The sequence below is a fragment of the Bradyrhizobium sp. AZCC 1577 genome (genome assembly GCF_036924575.1).
Taxonomy (GTDB): domain Bacteria; phylum Pseudomonadota; class Alphaproteobacteria; order Rhizobiales; family Xanthobacteraceae; genus Bradyrhizobium.
The window spans coordinates 183,591-200,101 of sequence record NZ_JAZHRQ010000001.1 but is presented as its reverse complement, the minus strand read 5'-3'; the positions used below and the strand labels follow the sequence as shown (position 1 = coordinate 200,101).

The window sequence follows — 16,511 nt, the reverse complement described above, 5'->3', positions numbered from 1 at the left end:
TTTGTGGACGGGCTGCGCCAGCCGGTTCTTGCGGTCGTTCCAGGCGACGCAAGTATTGTGATAGTGAGCGGGGGTCGGGGTCATAGACGCGAAAGACGCGCGCGCCTGGGTTAATCGCGTATCGACGAGCAACGTGCCCGACGCTCGGGGAAGCTCTTGACGATCGCGTCGAGATTGAAAGCCGCATGAGGCGCAGCCTGGACCAATTTTTTCCGTGCCCGCTTTGGCCATGGTCGGATCCCTCGTCGGTGAGCTTGAAGCGATTTTGTCGCCGTCACGCTTTAGGATATCGCGGCCGAACCGACTTTTGGAATGACCTACCGGATCAAAGGATTTGAGAAGAAAAGGAATGAATCGCGCCGCGCCGGCTCTCAGCACGATGTGTGACGCAGAAAGTTCAATGGTTCGACTGTGCCAGCCAATGCTTGAGCACGTTCAATTCCGCTACGACCACTCCGGTCGCCACTTCGTGCGTTGGATCGTTAATCGCCGGATGACGCCGCTTCCGTCCAACCATTGAGAAATTCGAGCAGCAGAGTGGTGACGGTCTGATGCTGTTCCTCGTGCGGAAGGTGACCGCATCGCGGGATCGGCGCGACACGCAGGTTTTCGGCCATTTCGCTCCAGACCGATTTCATGTCGAATAGTTTGCCGATCGCTCCGAAATCTTCGCCCCAAATTGAGAGTACCGGACACGCGATCTTTTTGGCGGCGTCGGCGGTGTCCTGCGCAATGTCCTCGGCGGCGCCCGATAGTCCGACAACGCACCTCTCACGCCGCCCTCGGCGGCAGACGCCCTCACGTACGTCTCGATGGCTTCGTCGGAGATGCCTTTTGGATCGTGGCACCAATCGGTGAAGAAATGGCGCAGCCAGACGCCCTCGCGTCCTGCGAGCAGGGCTTCCGGCAGATCGGGAATCTGGTGGAAGAGGAAGAACCAGTACTCACGCGCAATCTTCGTGTTCATGTCGCGTGCCACGATCCGGGTCGGTACATTGTCGATGACGACGAGCCTATCCACGAGATCAGGATGATCCTTAGTAAGCCCAGTCGCCACTCGTGCGCCTCGATCGTGCCCGACCAGCGCGAAGCGCTTTACACCGAGCGCCTTGGACAACTCGACGATATCGTTGGCCATCATCCGCTTGTCGTAGCCGCTCGAGGGCTTGTCGGTTTCGCTGTAGCCGCGCAGATCCGGAGCGACGACGCGGTAATTCTTTGCCAGAACCGGAATCTGGAAACGCCACGCGTAGCTCGTTTCGGGAAACCCGTGCAGCAGGATGACCGGAGGTCCTGAGCCGGCCTCTCGATAGGACTGCCGGATGCCGTTGGCCCGGATCGTCCCATGTCGCGTTCCATCCATCGGCATGCATCCCTAGGGGTAAGTAGTCGCACGGTGGAGCGACGCGCTCAGTACCGTCGCGGCGTCCCGTTACTCTGATCATCGGGATTGTCCATGGACTGAATGGGCAAAGATTGCAGATTTTCGCGGCCGGTTGGACGGTTTCGCTTGCCTCGTTGCGAACGGCGCTGAGCGATTTCTTCCTTAGTCATGAGATTGTCGCGCTAAAGTCCAAGACGGATGGATGGTTTAGGCCGTTTATAGCGCTATCGGCCGTCGAATTCCGGCCGAGAAATATGAAGGGGAAATGTCTTGACTGGGGCTTTTGTCGGCCGCCGACTTGGTTGCATTGCCATCGCGAGGTTCTCCGCTGCGAGCGCTCAGTCCGCTTGTTCCGGAGCCGTTGGCCGCGGGTCGCCGCCTCATTGATCACACGGATTTAGGAAGTGACCTCGCGAGGAATCCATCATCTCACGACGATCATCGGCGAGGCTCCTCGTGTCGCGTCCTTCTATTCCGACATTCTGGGGCTGAGACGTGTCAAAAAGACCGTTTGCTACGACGATCCGGGAAGTTACCACATCTACTTCGGCGATATGGTCGGTAGTCCGGGCACCATCATCAGCGCTCTCGCGTGGCAAAGCGTACCACCCGGAATGGTAGGGGTAGGCGAAGTCGTACAGACGGCCTTCCGCGTTGCTGCAGGATCACTGGATGGGTGGGCAGAGCGCCTAAATGAAGCCAAAATTGTCTTCCGGCATGATCGATCTCCGTCCGGGGAACCTATGCTTTGTTTTGCCGATCCTGAAGGCACCTCTCTCGCCCTAGTGGATCCAAAAGTCGACCAAATCGTTGGAGCGGCCTCGAACTCCCATTGGTCGGTATGTGGGCTGCATGAAGTGACCCTTAACGTGCGGGAGGCAGACGCCACCGTCGGTATCGTTCAAGACGTTCTGGGATTCGAATGCGTTTCTAACGAACGAGGGCTGATGCGCTTCGTCGCCCATGACGGGCCGGGTGGATTGCTTTCCTTGCGCGAGATCGGTCCCTCGTCCCGAGGGCGGTTGGGTGGCGGAACGATACGGCACGTGGCCTTCCGCGCCGCTGATATCGATGATCGTTCGGAGATGGTTGAAAAGCTTCGGAAGGATTATGGAATCGCTGTTACCGATCCTATCGAACGTACGTATCTGAACGCGGTAGGCTTTCGGGCGCCATGTGGCGTTCTTTTCGAAATTGCAACCGACGGGCCTGGCTTCGCGGTCGACGAGGCTCCAGAAAGCCTTGGGGCCAACTTAAAGCTTCCGCCGTTTCTGGAAGGACGGCGCTCCGAGTTGGAAAGCATACTTCCGCCGATGAAATGAAGGCGCTCTGAAAGATTTCTTCCATGTCTTGACCCGCTGCAACGGCTTGCTGGCGGTAGAGACTGTCAAGGGCCGCAGACTCCCCTCGGTAATGCTTCCAACTTCCAGGACAGAGAGAAGAACCGGATTTCGCCGATATACACTCAACCTACCTGTGAAACTAGTTCACAGATGATGTGAAAGGCAAGCCGATTATCAAGTTCGTTATCCATCACGTATTGTTAGTCATCGTTTTTTTCCGATCGCGTTTCCGATTAGCACGCCGTCGCAGGTAGCTGTCGAGGTCGGCAACTTGAACGAAGACGAAGATGCCGATTATCTTTCCGTGGGGAATTCGATAAACGCTATTGGTGCTTCGGGCCGATATCGAGACCTTATCGAATGACGGATAGCTTGGACGCTTCAATGAAGGAACGCTCTGATACTGCGACTGAAGGCTTTTATGGTCGCCGTTTCAGTCAGCATCTCGGGATGGAGGGCGATTGTCTGCTGCGGATCAATCGCGAAGGACAGTTGGCGCTCGCGGTAACACGTGTGACTTGTTCCCACTTCATTCGAGAGCGGACCGCCGCGATTCCTTCGGAGCCCGCCTTCAGCATCCTTCACCAGCTCGGCGATCTCGAAAGGCATTCCTGCTGGCTCGCCGGACAACCGAAGTATTCAGGAGCTTTCAGTGCGGGGACGGTTAGCGTAATCGACCTTCGCGATAACCCACAATGCGAATTCAAGGGGCCGTTCGACGCCGTCCAATACTATGTACCGAGGGATGCTCTCGACGAGTTCGCTCGCGCGCACGGCGCCAAGCCGGTGTCAACACTAAAATGGAGCAGGGATCAGCGCGATCCCTTCCTGTCGACGCTGTCAAATGTTCTGCTCAGCGCGGTGGAGCAGGATCCGACGACAAACCAGCTCTTCATCGACCAGATCGGGTTGAGCCTGCTCGCCCATTTCGCGCAGACCTACGGCGGCATGCGCCCGCGCGACGGGTCCTCAGGCGGAGGCCTCGCCCCTTGGCAGGAGCGACGCGCCAAGGAGATCATGCGGACGCGGCTTGCCAGCAACCTGACGATCGCTGACGTCGCCGCGGAATGCAAGTTGACGCCGAGCCACTTCGCGAGGTCGTTCCGGCGCAGCACGGGCGTCGCCCCGCACGAATTTCTATCCCAACTTCGCATCGACGAGGCCAAGCGCCTGATGCTGAGCACGAAGCTTCCGCTCGCCGACATCGCGCTCATCTGCGGCTTCGGCGACCAGAGCTACTTCACCAGGGTGTTCTCCCGCAGCGTCGGAGCCAGCCCCGGAGCCTGGCGAAGGGCCCGCTCACGAGGCTGACTCGAACCAACGTCTCAGGCGGGTCGGATCATGTCGCGGGCGTAGGCCAGGCCGATCCCGTATCCTCCAGCATGGGATTCGACGATGGCGCGTGCGCTATCGTACGTTTCGTGCCTCGTCCAATCGCGCTGCATCTCGAGCAGGACCTGGATCCACGAGGTCAGTCGGGCGCCGGCGGCCTGCATCCGGCCGAGAGCCAGTTCGTGGCTTGCGGTCGTCAGCCCTCCGCAGGCATCGCCGACGACGTAGACTTCCAAGCCCGCCGACAGTGCCGAAAGCACCGCGAACGTCACGCACGCCTCGGTAAGCAGGCCCGAAACGATCAAGCGGTTTCGACCGGTGGCGAGGATGACTTCGCGTGCCTTGTCGTCCTCCCACACGTTCATGCTGCGCCGGTCGATCGGCTCGATTCCGGGCAGCGCCGACTTGACCGCCGGCATCAGCGGCCCACTGTACACTTTCGTCGCCGAGGTGGAGGCGACCACAGGGAGACCGAACACCGTCGCGGTTTTGGCGAGCGCGACGACGTTGTTCATGAGAACCTGCCGATCGATCGAACCCACGCCGAATGCCAGGCCGGCCTGTTGGTCGACCAAAAGCAGAGCGCACTCCTTGGGCTCGAGCAGACGAAGAGGATTCGGGGCCATCGACTTTCTCCGGCTAGGCCTTCAGGAACGCGAGGAGGTCAGCGTTGACCTGATCGGCATGCGTTGTCGCCGTCGCGTGCGGAGCGCCCGGGTAGGTCTTCAACTTGGCGCCTTTGATCATCTCGGCAGCCAGCTTACCCGTATAGGGGAATGGTACGACCTGGTCGTCCTCGCCATGGATCACCAGCGTTGGCACGTCGATCTTAGCCATGTCGGGCCGGAAGTCGGTTTCCGAAAACGCGGTCACGCAATCGAGCGTCGCCTTGATCGACGCCTGAAGCGCGATCTGAAGCGTCTGCTTGAACACGCCCTGAGACACCTTCATGCCGTGGTTCGTTCCGTAGAAGAGGGGGCTAAAGTCGTCGAGGAACTGCGGACGGTCCTTAACCAACCCGGCCTTGATGCCGTCGAACACCGACTTGTCGACACCATCGTGGTCCGCGGTCTTGACGAACAGCGGCGTGACGCAGCTAAGCAGCACGAACTTCGATACGCGCGCAGAACCGTGTCGCGCCACGTAGCGAGCGATGTCTCCGCCTCCCATGGAGAATCCGACGAGCGTCACATCCGTCAGGTCGAGGTGCTTGACAAGATCGGCGATGTCGTCGGCGAACGTGTTGTAGTCGTAGCCCGCCCAGGGCTGGCTCGACCGGCCAAACCCCCTGCGGTCGAATGCCACCGTTCGGAAACCGCGCTCGGCGAAGAAAAGCATCTGCGCGTCCCACATGTCCGCGCTGAGCGGCCAGCCATGGCTGAACAGGATCGGCTTTCCGCTTCCCCAGTCCTTGTAATAAAGCTCGGTACCGTCCCGCAATTTAAGCAAGGCCATCGTTCGCTCCTGTGACGAGATTATGAAGACCGGGACGTCATCCTGCGAGATGGTTCGGCCCTCCTGCACGCAAGGTCGCGGATGGAGCGCGGGTTGGCTTGGACTATCTGCGCGTCCTTTGGACATGCTGGCGATCTCTGAAAGGCCGCCGACGGGCGCTCGACAATTCGTCGCACTTGGATGAATCGTCGGGCCGGAGTCCAACCCACGACGAAATCGTCCAAGCGTTGGCCGGCGTTCAGGGTTCACGATGCAGCCGCTTGCACCATTCCCTTTCGCTCGATCGCCTATGCCGATCGCAGGAGAACTTCTCGATGTCGAAACTCGATATGCTCACCCCCGACAACAGCGCCATCGCACTGATCGACTATCAGCCGGCCATGTTCCAAGGTGTTCAATCGCATGACCGCTTGGTCACGATTAACAACGTCCAGATCCTCGCAAAGGCCGCCAAGCTTTTCAAAATCCCGACCGTGCTGACTACGGTAGCGCGTGATTCGTTTTCCGGGCCGTTCATTCCGGAAGTCACCTCGTTGTTTCAGAAACATGACGTCATCGACCGCACGTCCATGAATTCCTGGCTCGATGCGAACTTCCGAAAGGCGGTGGCTGCCACTGGTCGCAAGAAATTCGTGCTGGCCGGTCTTTGGACCGAGGCGTGCGTGATCTTTCCGACCTTGGACATGCTCAAGGAAGGCTACGAGATCTACATCGCGGCCGACGCCTGCGGCGACCTTTCGCTCGAGGCCCATAACCGCGCAATGGAGCGCGCCATCCAGGCAGGCGCGGTTCCCATAACCTCTTCGCAGTACGCCTACGAGCTTCAGCAGGACTGGGCGCGCAGCGAGACCTACGAAGGAATGATGGACATTCAACGCGCGCATTCGCCTTACGGAATCCAGATCCGCTTCTCGAAGTGGGCGCTCGGCGAACACGCCTCGGAAGGCGGCGCGAAGGCGGCCGAATAGCGCTCGTCGTGCTCGCAACCAGGGGATCAAAGATGAAGATCTACCTTCTGTCGCTTGGCGCCGGCCTTTTGGTCGGCGTCATCTACAGCCTGATCAACGTCCGTTCGCCGGCACCGCCGGTGGTTGCGCTGATTGGCCTTCTGGGCATCCTCGTCGGCGAGCAGCTGCCGCCGCTGGTGCGGAGCCTGCTGAACAAGGAGCCTGCCGCGCACGCGTGGCGGCATCAGGTCAAGCCGCACATGTTCGGTGATCTGCCGAAAGGTGCGCGCCCATCGGCGCCGCTCGTTTCTCCGGATGCGAAGGACACAGCGTGATGCCAACGCGACGCACATTCATCGGGGCGGCCTCTGGGCTGGTGCTGCCCGGCCTTTCATCAGCTTTTGCCGCAGACGACACGTCTTCAAAAGGAGCCAACCGCGTGAGTGCCGATCTGATCCTTCACCATGGCCTCTTCACCACTCTCGACCGCTCCAAGCCTGCGGCAAGTGCCGTAGCAGTCAAGGATGGCGTTTTCCTTGCCGTCGGCGGTGAAGAGGACGTGATGCCGCACGCCGGTCCCAACACCCGCGTGATCGACCTCAAGGGTCGCCGCGCTCTGCCGGGACTGATCGACAATCATCTTCACATCATCCGTGGCGGCCTCAACTTCAACATGGAGCTGCGCTGGGACGGCGTGCGTTCGCTTGCGGACGCCATGAACATGCTGAAGCGGCAGGTGGCGATCACGCCGCCGCCGCAGTGGGTCCGCGTGGTCGGCGGCTTCACCGAGCATCAGTTCGCCGAGAAGCGATTGCCGACTATCGACGAACTGAATGCCGTCGCGCCGGACACGCCCGTGTTCCTGCTGCACCTTTACGATCGCGCGATTCTCAACGGTGCAGCATTGCGCGCCGTCGGCTACACCAAGGACACGCCGAATCCGCCGGGCGGCGAGATTATCCGCGATGCAAACGGTAACCCCAGCGGCCTGCTGCTGGCCAAGCCGAATGCGGGTATCCTCTATTCAACCCTTTCCAAGGGACCGAAGCTTCCGTTCGAATATCAGGTCAATTCCACGCGCCATTTCATGCGCGAGTTGAACCGGCTCGGGGTCACCGGCGCCATCGATGCCGGCGGCGGATTCCAGAATTATCCCGATGATTACGCTGTGATCCAGAAGCTGTCTGACGAGGGCCAGCTCACAATCCGCCTTGCGTATAACCTCTTCACCCAGAAGCCCAAGCAGGAGAAAGAAGATTTCCTGAACTGGACGCAGACGTCGAAGTACAAGCAGGGCAACGACTACTTCCGTCACAACGGGGCTGGCGAAATGCTGGTGTTCTCGGCTGCTGACTTCGAGGATTTCCGCCAGCCGCGTCCCGATATGCCGCCGGAAATGGAGGGCGAACTCGAAGGCGTCGTGCGCATCCTAGCCCAGAACCGTTGGCCATGGCGGCTTCATTCCACCTACGACGAGACGATCTCCCGGTCCCTCGACGTGTTCGAGAAGGTCAATCAGGATGTTTCGCTGCAAGGCCTGAACTGGTTCTTCGACCATGCCGAAACGATTTCCGATCAGTCCATCGACCGGATCGCGGCGCTCGGCGGCGGCATCGCCATTCAGCACCGCATGGCCTACCAGGGTGAGTATTTTGTCGAGCGTTACGGCTTCGGTGCCGCCGAGGCGACGCCCCCGGTGGCGAAGATGCTCGCGAAAGGCGTGAAGGTGTCGGCAGGCACAGACGCCACCCGCGTTGCATCGTACAATCCGTGGGTGTCGCTGTCGTGGCTTGTCACCGGCAAGACCGTTGGCGGCCTGAGGATCTATCCGCAGCGCAACTGCCTGGACCGCGAGACCGCGCTGCGGATGTGGACCGAGAACGTGACGTGGTTCTCCAACGAGGAGGGCAAGAAAGGCCGCATCGCCGTGGGCCAACTCGCCGATCTCATCGTGCCGTCGAAGGATTTCTTCACCTGCTCTGAGGACGAGATTTCGCATCTTACCTCGGATCTGACGGTGGTGGGCGGCAAGGTTGTCTATGGTGGTGGCGAATTCTCGGCGCTCGACGAAAGCGAGCCGCCACCCGCGATGCCAGACTGGTCGCCGGTGCGAACCTTCAAGGGCTATGCTGCTTGGGGCGAACCGGAGGGTGCCGGAAAGAACTCGCTGCAACGTATGTCCGTCAATCTCTGCGGATGTGCGAACAATTGCGGCGTTCACGGCCACGACCACGCGACGGCGTGGTCGAGCAAGTTGCCGATCTCGGATCTCAAATCGTTCTGGGGCGCACTCGGTTGCGCCTGCTGGGCGGTCTGATATCGGCAAGGATAGGAGAAGCGGGATGAAACCGCGCAACGCTATCAACACAAGGCTGGCGGCCATCGCGCGTCCTATCCTGACCGCGCCGGTTGTCCGTTGGATCGCGTTGCTGGGCCTTTGCGCAGCCTATCTGCAGGGCGGGCTGAACAAGATGTTCGACTTTCCGAGTGCGATCGCCGAAATGATTCATTTCGGATTGGCGCCGGCCGCGCCGCTGGCGGTTGCGACCATCGCGGTGGAGCTTGTGGCATCGGTGCTGATACTAACCGGATTCTATCGTTGGCTCGGTGCACTTGCGCTCGCGGGCTTCACCTCGTTTGCGACTTTCGTCGCACTCCGGTTCTGGGAAATTGCGATGCCCGAGCGTTTCCTGGCCGCGAACTCATTCTTCGAACATCTCGGACTTGTCGGTGGTTTCCTGCTGGTGGCATGGCATGATCTCAATGACCGGCAGAACTCGCAAGCATTGCATGAGGCGGGACAAGCGTGACGCACAACACAGAAGCTGACGTACCACGGTCGAAGTTACCGTCCAGCGGCTTCACACCGCTGCGACAGCCGGTCTTTGCGGTGCTGTGGGCGGCTACCATTCTCGGCAACACCGGCAGTTTTATGCGCGACGTCGCGAGCGCGTGGCTTGTGACAGATCTGTCCGCTTCGCCGGCGGCTGTGGCCATGATCCAGGCCGCCGGTACCCTGCCGATCTTTCTTCTGGCGATCCCGGCCGGCGTGCTCTCGGATATTCTCGACCGGCGCAAGTTTCTGATAGTGATCCAGGTGCTGCTTGCATCGGTCAGCGCGTCGCTGATGCTGTTGTCCTATGCCGGTCTCCTTACGGTGAGTTCGCTGATCGGCCTGACCTTCATCGGCGGCGTCGGCGCGGCGCTCATGGGTCCGACATGGCAGTCGATCGTACCGGAGCTTGTGCCAAGGCAGGATCTCAGAAGCGCGGTTGCGCTCAATTCGCTTGGCATCAACGTCGCGCGCGCAATCGGACCGGCGCTGGGCGGCATTCTGCTCGCGGCCTTGGGCGCAGCGGTCACTTACGGCGCCGACGTTCTGAGCTATCTCTTCGTGATCGCCGCATTATTGTGGTGGAAGCGCGCGCCGCAGGCCGATGACGTCCTGTCGGAACGTTTCTTCGGGGCGTTCCGGGCCGGATTACGCTACGCGCGCGCGAGCCGTGAGCTCCACGTTGTGCTGCTGCGCGCCTTCGTCTTTTTCGCCTGCGCCAGCGCGGTCTGGGCGCTGTTGCCGCTGGTCGCGCGCAATCTGCTCGGCGGCGATGCCGGCTTCTATGGCATCATGCTGGGTGCAGTCGGGGCCGGCGCCATCGGCGGCGCGCTCGTGCTGCCGGAGCTGCGTCAGCGGTTCAATGCCGACGGTCTGCTTCTCGGTGCCGCGATCGTCACGACGATCGTGCTTGCCGGTCTTGCTCTGGCGATCCCGCAATGGGCCGCCATCGTGATCATGCTTGTGCTCGGCGCGGCCTGGATTGTCGCGCTGACATCGCTGAACGGTGTCGCTCAGGCGATTCTTCCGAACTGGGTGCGCGGCCGTGCGCTTGCCGTCTATCTCATGGTATTCAACGGTGCGATGAGTGCCGGCAGCCTTGGCTGGGGGCTGGTGGCGCAGCAATTCGGCGTTCGTGCCGCGCTTCTTTTTGCAGCGGCGGCCCTTCTCGTTGCGGGCTTTGTTTTCCACCGCATCAAGCTTCCGGCCGGCGAGGCCGATCTCGTGCCGTCAAATCACTGGCCGGAGCCGCTCACTGCCGATCCCGTCGAGCATGATCGCGGGCCGGTTCTGATCTTGATTGAATATCGCATCGCCAAGGATAGACAGTCGGCGTTTCTTCAGTCTCTCGATCGTCTGTCGCAGGAGCGGCGCCGCGACGGAGCCTATAGCTGGGGCGTGACAGAAGACGCCGCCGATCCGGAGCGGATCGTGGAGTGGTTCATGGTCGAGTCATGGGCCGAGCACCTTCGCCAGCACAAGCGGGTCTCGAAGGCGGATGCGGACCTGCAACGGGAAACAGCCAGCTTTCACATCGGTCCGAATGCTCCCGCAGTTCGGCACTTCCTGACCTTGCAAACCGGCAAGCCGTCGCCCGGCGGTGCCGATCGCACATCATGATTTATGTTCGCCGCGCGCGCCGCGACGCTAGGCTGCTGCTGCGCGGCGCGGCCTTGGCGCTCCCGGTCGTGTCCTGCGCTGCCGTGGGCCAGCCGGTGCTCGCCCAAGACACGCCTGCCGCGCCCGCGTTCACCAACACCCGCTACGACGAGAACTATCAATATCTGGCGAACCCGGCGGCGCGCACCGGCGCGCCGTGGGAAGCCTTCAAGTACGTTCCGCTTGACGCAACCGGGACGAACTTTGTCACCTTCGGCGGCGACCTGCGGCAACGCTTCGAGAGCTACACCAACAATCTCTGGGGCAGCGGGCCTAAACCGAACGAGACGTATGGCTGGACGCGAATCATGCCCTATGCCGACCTGCACCTAGGACCGAATTTTCGAGCATTCGGTCAATTGATCGGCGCATGGTCCAATCGCGATCCGCTCACAAGGGGCCCGATCGACGCGACGGGTGTCGATCTGATGCAAGGCTTTGCTCAATTGCGCGTGCCTGCGGACTCGGCGACGTTCACGGTCCAGGCGGGACGGCAACTCGTGGCTTACGGGTCCGAACGCCTGATCGGATTGCGCTTTGGACCGAACGTACCGCAACCGTTTGACGGCGGCATCGTGCGCGCTGAAGCCGGAAACTGGCGTGTCGATGGCTTCTATTTCAAGCCAGCCTTGATTAATCCGGGGAATTTCGATGATCGCCCCGACGATGGCCGGGAGATCTGGTCTCTCTACGCGACGCGGCTCCTCCCGGAACTCGGAAAGCATACAGGGTTTGACGCCTATTACATCGGATATCACCGGGATTCCGCGCGTTTCGATCAGGGCACGGGAGCGGAAACGCGCCACACGCTTGGCAGCCGCTTCTTCGGCCAGCACGGCCCCTGGAGTTGGGACGATGAACTCTTCCTGCAGTTAGGCACTTTTGGAACCGATCGCATTCTGGCGTGGTCGGTCGCGACGTCGACGCGTTACACCTTCAAGGACACGGTGTTGACGCCTTACGTCGAATTAAAAGCGAATGTGATCAGCGGCGACGCAAACCGGAATGATCACACACTGGGCACGTTCAACGCCCTTTTTCCGAAAGGAAAATACTTTGGCGAGATCGGTCTCATCGGGCCGTACAATCTCATCAACCTTCATCCCACCGTCGGCGTCAGTCTCGGCTCGGGCTGGGAGCTTCACGCCTCTGCCGTGTTCTATTGGCGGGAATCGCTGGGCGACGGCATCTATGGCACGCCCGGAAATCTCTTGCGCTCCGCGGGGACGAGCGAGGCTCGGTATATCGGCACGCAATTCGAGACGGTTCTGAGCTGGCAGGCGACTCGCAACACTTCCATGGCGGTTTCTTATAGTTTGTTTGAGCCGGGCCGTTTTATTCAGGAAACGGGACCAGCCAAGCTTGTCCATTTTTTTGGAACGGAGATTCAGTTTCGATTCTAGCCGCGACGAAAACGTCCAAGCGTTGGCATTCGATCAAGTTCAGGCTGCGCGAACTCACGCAACGTGAAGTTTCGGACACTGTGCTTCGTCTTGTCCCCCTCTGATCGCGTTGCCAGCGGTCTTTCTGGCAGCGCCTGAGACGAAATGAAGTCCAATAGCGAATGCGAGCCTGAGCATTTTCGACCAACAACAGACAAAGGAGCCCTGCGATGCACGATCGTTCTCCCGAAGCCACTCGACTGGTACCGCTCCGAACTCCGTCGGACCTCGGCGACAACGCTACGACCGACATCTCCGCTGCGCTCACCGGGCTGCTGGCCGATATGTTCGCGCTCTATCTCAAGACCAAGAACTTCCATTGGCACATGTCTGGGTCGCACTTTCGCGATTATCATTTGTTGCTCGACGAGCAGGGAGATCAGATCTTCGCGACCACCGACGTTATCGCCGAGCGCGTTCGCAAGCTCGGCGGCACGACCCTGCGATCGATCGGTCATATCCATCGACTTCAACGAGTCCTTGACAATGACGCGCCGTACGTGACTCCGGAGGATATGCTCGCCGAGCTTCTCGAAGACAACAAGCGGATGACGACCTCGCTGCGTGAGGCTCACGCGCTCTGCCAAGAGCACAATGACGTGGCATCGACGAGCCTCATCGAGAACTGGATCGATGAGGCCGAACGAAGAACCTGGTTCCTTTATGAATCCACGAGAGGACGAGCGTAGCCGACGCCCAAGACGCTCGCGTTCGGCGACCCGCAAGGATGAGGGATCCACCGGATCGCCGAATAAATGCTTCGGCAAGCGTCGCCGATCAGATGGCTGCTGTGTCGTGCGTCGCCTCAGCCGTCCACTTCCGGGCCAACGCGATGTCCGTCTGCGAAAGCTGATGTCCCGCCGGGAGAACCCGATGGTTTACCTTGGCTCCCGCCTTCGAAAGCATGGTGTACAGCATGTCCGCATTGTCGGCGGGAACGATCGGATCTTGCCTTCCGGACAAAATCAAGACCGGCTTTCCGCCAAGATCAGCGTCTGGAGGATCCGTCAGCGGGACCATAGCGCGGAGCAGAACCGCGCCGGCCAGCGCCCGAGGCCTCATCAACAAGAGCGCTGCGGCAATGTTGGCGCCGTTGGAATAGCCGACGGCGACCGGTGCGTCGATGCCATAACGGTCGCGAGCGCCTTGGACGAATTCTCCAAGTTCGAGCGCGCGATAGCGAACGTCTTCCTCGTCAAACACGCCCTCCGCGAGGCGACAAAAGAAGCGAGGCATACCGTTTTCGACAACGCGGCCGCGAGGCGACAGAAGCGGGGATCCCGGCGAGATCATTGCTCCGAGCTGCAGCAGATCGTTCTCGTCGCCGCCGGTGCCGTGAAGGAGCAGCAAGGGCGGCGCTCCCGTCCGAGTGCCTGGTTCAAAGCGATAGATGAACGGAGACTTCGCGGTCATGACACAGCTCCTTGAAGTTCGGGTAGGACGCCCTCGATTTCCTTGCGATGGGCTTCGAGGAACTTTGGCAGCTTCAGATCCTGACCGAGCGTTGCCACGGGTTCGTCCACCGCGAACCCCGGAATGTCCGTCGCGATCTCGAAAAGAACGCCGCCCGGCTCCCGGAAGTAGATCGATCGGAAATAGTTGCGGTCCTTCTGTTCGGTGGGATGCAGTCCATGATTGCTGACGAGCTTCTCGGCCATGCTTCCCTGTTCGGCATCGTCCTTTGCCCGGAATGCGATGTGGTGCACCGAGCCACGGCCCTGTCTGCCGCGCAGGAAGCCTTTCGCCTCATAGATATCGACCACGTTTCCCTGCGCGTTGCCGGGCGCCTTGAACCGGATTACGGAGCCTTCGCGAGCAGCCTCGCGAAACCCGAGCACGTCGGTGAGGACCTTTGCGGTACTGGTCGCGTCGTTGAGCAGGAGCGTGACGCCCTGGAAGCCGCGGATCGCGTGCTCCACCGGCACGTCGCCGTTGCGCCATGCCGGTTCGTCCTCGGCGCCGGCGACGCCGACGAGGGCAAGCGCCATGCCGTCCGGATCAGAAAAGGCGAGCACGGATTCGCCGGAGCGCTTTTCGAGCGCCTCGAACTTGATGCCCTTCTCCAGGAAGCGCTGCGTCCAGTAACCGAGCGAGCGCTGCGGGACGCGGAAAGTCGTCTGATGGGTTTCGCCGACTCCGCGACGGCCCTCCGGAGCTCCTTCCCACGGGAAGAAGGTGAGGATCGTGCCCGGCCGGCCGGCCTCGTCCCCGTAATAGAAATGGTAGGTGGCCGGATCGTCGAAATTGACCGTCTTCTTGACAAAGCGCAGGCCGAGATCCCGCGTGTAGAAGCCAAAATTCTTGTGCGGGTCGCCTGCGATGGCGGTGACGTGATGAATGCCTGACATCTTGCCCTCCGGGTTCGAAAGAGCCGCTTGGCTCTGCCGGAGATATCGGATGGCTTTGAATCGAGAACAATCCATGCTTTTATGGCATCTCTGTCTACGATTTGGCGACAATCTGGCATGGACAAGCTGGCCAGTCTGAAGGCCTTCGCGAAAGTGGTGGAAACCGGCAGTTTCTCGGAGGCGGGCCGCCAGTTGCGCCTGTCCAGGTCCGCCATCTGCAAATACGTCGCGGAGCTGGAGGAGAGCCTCGGCGTGCAGCTGCTCGACCGGACGACCAGGCACGCGAGTCCGAACGAGAACGGTCAGCTCTATTTCGAGCGGGCGCTGGTGATCCTCTCGGAGCTCGATGCCGCCGATCAGGCGGTTACGCATTTGCAGTCGACGCCGCGCGGCCTTCTGCGCATCAATGCGCCGATGTCCTTCGGCACGATCAGACTGGGGCCGGCGCTCGCCGACTTCATGATCAAGTATCCGGAGATGCAGCTTCAACTTGTGCTGAGCGACGACCTCGTCGATCCGGTTCAGGATGGATTCGATGTGACGCTCCGGATCGCCGAGCTCGAATCGTCGAGTTTGATCGCGCGGAAGATCACGCCGATGCCGAGAGTGATCTGCGCTTCGCCGGACTACCTCAAGCGGCACGGTACGCCGCATCACCCGCAAGACCTCCGCGATCACGTCTCGCTGACCTACGGCTTCCTGCTCACCGGCAATCAGTGGAAGCTGACCGGTGCCGATGGGGAGCACTGGATCCAGCCCGCCTGGTCCCTTTGCGTCAACAACGCGGAGGTGCTGCGCGATGTCGCCGTCAAGGGAAGGGGTGTAGCGTTGATACCCGAGTTCATCGCCAGAGAGGCACTGCAGAAGGGACGATTGAAGGCGATTCTGAAAGACTTTTCGGCGCCGCCGCTTACGCTGTACGCGATCTATCCGCCGACCAGACATCTGTCGGTGAAGGTCCGGCTCTTTATCGATTTTCTCGTCGAGCGCTTCGGGCGCGAAGTCGATGAGCGAGGAAATTGAGATGACCGGCAGCACTCCCGATCCATCGCCGCGATCCTATCCCTCGTCGGTCTCGTTCGTGCGTCGGGCCGGCCCCCTCGCGGTCTCTTCCGGCAGCATGGACACCTTCGCCGAGATCGAAACATGGCTTCTGGAAGAGGCCTCCGCGGAACGGCAGATGATCGATCTGCTGGTTAAGCTGATCCGTCGGATGAAGGCCGCCGGCTCTTCGGTCGATCGACTTACACTACACATCGGCACGCTCCACCCCCAGCTTGTCGGATTCGCATGGGTCTGGAACGCCGATGATGGCTTGTGCGACGAGGTGCGGGTCGCTGACGCTGTGATCGATTCCGATGCCTACAAACTCAATCCGCTGCAGCGTATCGTCGAGACCGGCGAGACGATCCGGCGAGCGCCGAAAGAGTCGTGGGCACAGGCGGAATTTCCCATCATGTTCGAGCTCGCGGCCGCCGGCATGACCGACTACGTGGCAATTCCCTTGTCCGGTCTGGATACACGTAACGTGGTCACCATCGCGACGAAAGCGGCCGGCGGTTTCGCCGAGGCCGAGATAGATTCCTTGACCCGCCTCTTCAAACTATTCGCCTTGCATGTGCAACGGCATAGCGAGTTGAAGATCTCCGAGAACGCGTTGGGCGCGTACCTTGGTTACGGCGCCGCCACCAAGGTGCTCGAAGGTGCAATCAAGCGCGGCGCGGTGACTCGATCCGCGCCGTGATTTGGGTCTCGGATCTCAGAAATT

18 protein-coding genes are annotated in these 16,511 nt (G+C 60.7%); 11 read left to right on the top strand and 7 right to left on the bottom strand.

All coding sequences use genetic code 11. The annotated features are described in order from the left end of the window. Positions 1 to 482: 482 nt before the first annotated feature. A complete protein-coding gene (locus V1278_RS00930; RefSeq protein ID WP_334379387.1) occupies positions 483 to 638 on the bottom strand; it encodes an alpha/beta fold hydrolase in 156 nt (51 codons plus the stop codon). Continuing rightward, entirely contained in the window at positions 635 to 1,363 is a 729-nt protein-coding gene (locus V1278_RS00925; protein ID WP_334379386.1) for an alpha/beta fold hydrolase, read from the bottom strand. The genes V1278_RS00930 and V1278_RS00925 overlap by 4 nt, the downstream gene beginning before the upstream one ends. 425 nt (positions 1,364 to 1,788) lie before the next feature. Between V1278_RS00925 and V1278_RS00920 the strand changes: the two genes are divergently transcribed. After that, positions 1,789 to 2,706, top strand: coding sequence for a ring-cleaving dioxygenase (locus V1278_RS00920; protein ID WP_334379385.1), 918 nt, complete (start codon positions 1,789 to 1,791; stop codon positions 2,704 to 2,706). Positions 2,707 to 3,108: 402 nt separating this feature from the next. Here the strand turns inward: V1278_RS00920 and V1278_RS00915 are convergent, their stop codons facing one another. After that, positions 3,109 to 3,336, bottom strand: a complete 228-nt coding sequence (locus tag V1278_RS00915; RefSeq protein ID WP_334379384.1) for a hypothetical protein — start codon at positions 3,334 to 3,336, stop codon at positions 3,109 to 3,111. 177 nt (positions 3,337 to 3,513) lie between these two features. Between V1278_RS00915 and V1278_RS00910 the strand changes: the two genes are divergently transcribed. Beyond that, entirely contained in the window at positions 3,514 to 4,038 is a 525-nt protein-coding gene (locus tag V1278_RS00910) for an AraC family transcriptional regulator (protein ID WP_334379383.1), read from the top strand. A 14-nt stretch (positions 4,039 to 4,052) separates the two neighbouring features. Here V1278_RS00910 and V1278_RS00905 read toward each other — a convergent pair whose 3' ends face one another. Then, positions 4,053 to 4,685 carry a hydrolase gene (locus V1278_RS00905; RefSeq protein WP_334379382.1) on the bottom strand — a complete coding sequence of 211 codons (633 nt, stop codon included), beginning with the start codon at positions 4,683 to 4,685 and terminating at the stop codon, positions 4,053 to 4,055. 13 nt (positions 4,686 to 4,698) lie between these two features. Then, positions 4,699 to 5,514 carry an alpha/beta fold hydrolase gene (locus V1278_RS00900; protein WP_334379381.1) on the bottom strand — a complete coding sequence of 272 codons (816 nt, stop codon included), beginning with the start codon at positions 5,512 to 5,514 and terminating at the stop codon, positions 4,699 to 4,701. Between the two features lie 314 nt (positions 5,515 to 5,828). On the opposite strand from V1278_RS00900, the gene V1278_RS00895 reads away from it, so the two are divergent. The 7 genes from V1278_RS00895 to V1278_RS00865 all read left to right on the top strand — a co-directional run bounded on the left by V1278_RS00895 (position 5,829) and on the right by V1278_RS00865 (position 13,084). Continuing rightward, positions 5,829 to 6,482 (top strand): hydrolase, encoded by a 654-nt coding sequence (locus V1278_RS00895; RefSeq protein ID WP_334384071.1) that lies wholly within the window; start codon positions 5,829 to 5,831, stop codon positions 6,480 to 6,482. A 32-nt stretch (positions 6,483 to 6,514) separates the two neighbouring features. Then, positions 6,515 to 6,796 (top strand): XapX domain-containing protein, encoded by a 282-nt coding sequence (locus V1278_RS00890; RefSeq protein ID WP_334379380.1) that lies wholly within the window; start codon positions 6,515 to 6,517, stop codon positions 6,794 to 6,796. Continuing rightward, positions 6,796 to 8,778, top strand: a complete 1,983-nt coding sequence (locus V1278_RS00885; protein ID WP_334379379.1) for an amidohydrolase — start codon at positions 6,796 to 6,798, stop codon at positions 8,776 to 8,778. Before V1278_RS00890 ends, V1278_RS00885 begins: the two co-directional genes overlap by 1 nt. Before the next feature lie 25 nt (positions 8,779 to 8,803). After that, positions 8,804 to 9,271, top strand: coding sequence for a DoxX family protein (locus V1278_RS00880; protein WP_334379378.1), 468 nt, complete (start codon positions 8,804 to 8,806; stop codon positions 9,269 to 9,271). Further along, complete coding sequence (locus V1278_RS00875; protein WP_334379377.1) at positions 9,268 to 10,914, top strand: MFS transporter; 1,647 nt, start codon at positions 9,268 to 9,270, stop codon at positions 10,912 to 10,914. Before V1278_RS00880 ends, V1278_RS00875 begins: the two co-directional genes overlap by 4 nt. Further along, positions 10,911 to 12,356: an alginate export family protein gene (locus V1278_RS00870; protein ID WP_334379376.1), complete on the top strand. Its 1,446-nt coding sequence runs from the start codon at positions 10,911 to 10,913 to the stop codon at positions 12,354 to 12,356. The genes V1278_RS00875 and V1278_RS00870 overlap by 4 nt, the downstream gene beginning before the upstream one ends. A gap of 209 nt (positions 12,357 to 12,565) precedes the next feature. Beyond that, on the top strand, positions 12,566 to 13,084 hold the full coding sequence (locus V1278_RS00865; protein WP_334379375.1) for a Dps family protein: 519 nt from the start codon (positions 12,566 to 12,568) through the stop codon (positions 13,082 to 13,084). An 88-nt stretch (positions 13,085 to 13,172) separates the two neighbouring features. On the opposite strand, the gene V1278_RS00860 is transcribed toward V1278_RS00865, so the two are convergent. Further along, entirely contained in the window at positions 13,173 to 13,808 is a 636-nt protein-coding gene (locus V1278_RS00860) for an alpha/beta hydrolase (RefSeq protein ID WP_334379373.1), read from the bottom strand. Then, complete coding sequence (locus V1278_RS00855; protein WP_334379372.1) at positions 13,805 to 14,743, bottom strand: ring-cleaving dioxygenase; 939 nt, start codon at positions 14,741 to 14,743, stop codon at positions 13,805 to 13,807. Before V1278_RS00855 ends, V1278_RS00860 begins: the two co-directional genes overlap by 4 nt. 117 nt (positions 14,744 to 14,860) lie before the next feature. Between V1278_RS00855 and V1278_RS00850 the strand changes: the two genes are divergently transcribed. Then, positions 14,861 to 15,766, top strand: coding sequence for a LysR family transcriptional regulator (locus V1278_RS00850; protein WP_334384070.1), 906 nt, complete (start codon positions 14,861 to 14,863; stop codon positions 15,764 to 15,766). A gap of 1 nt (position 15,767) precedes the next feature. Next, positions 15,768 to 16,487 carry a hypothetical protein gene (locus tag V1278_RS00845; protein ID WP_334379371.1) on the top strand — a complete coding sequence of 240 codons (720 nt, stop codon included), beginning with the start codon at positions 15,768 to 15,770 and terminating at the stop codon, positions 16,485 to 16,487. Positions 16,488 to 16,511: the final 24 nt, after the last annotated feature.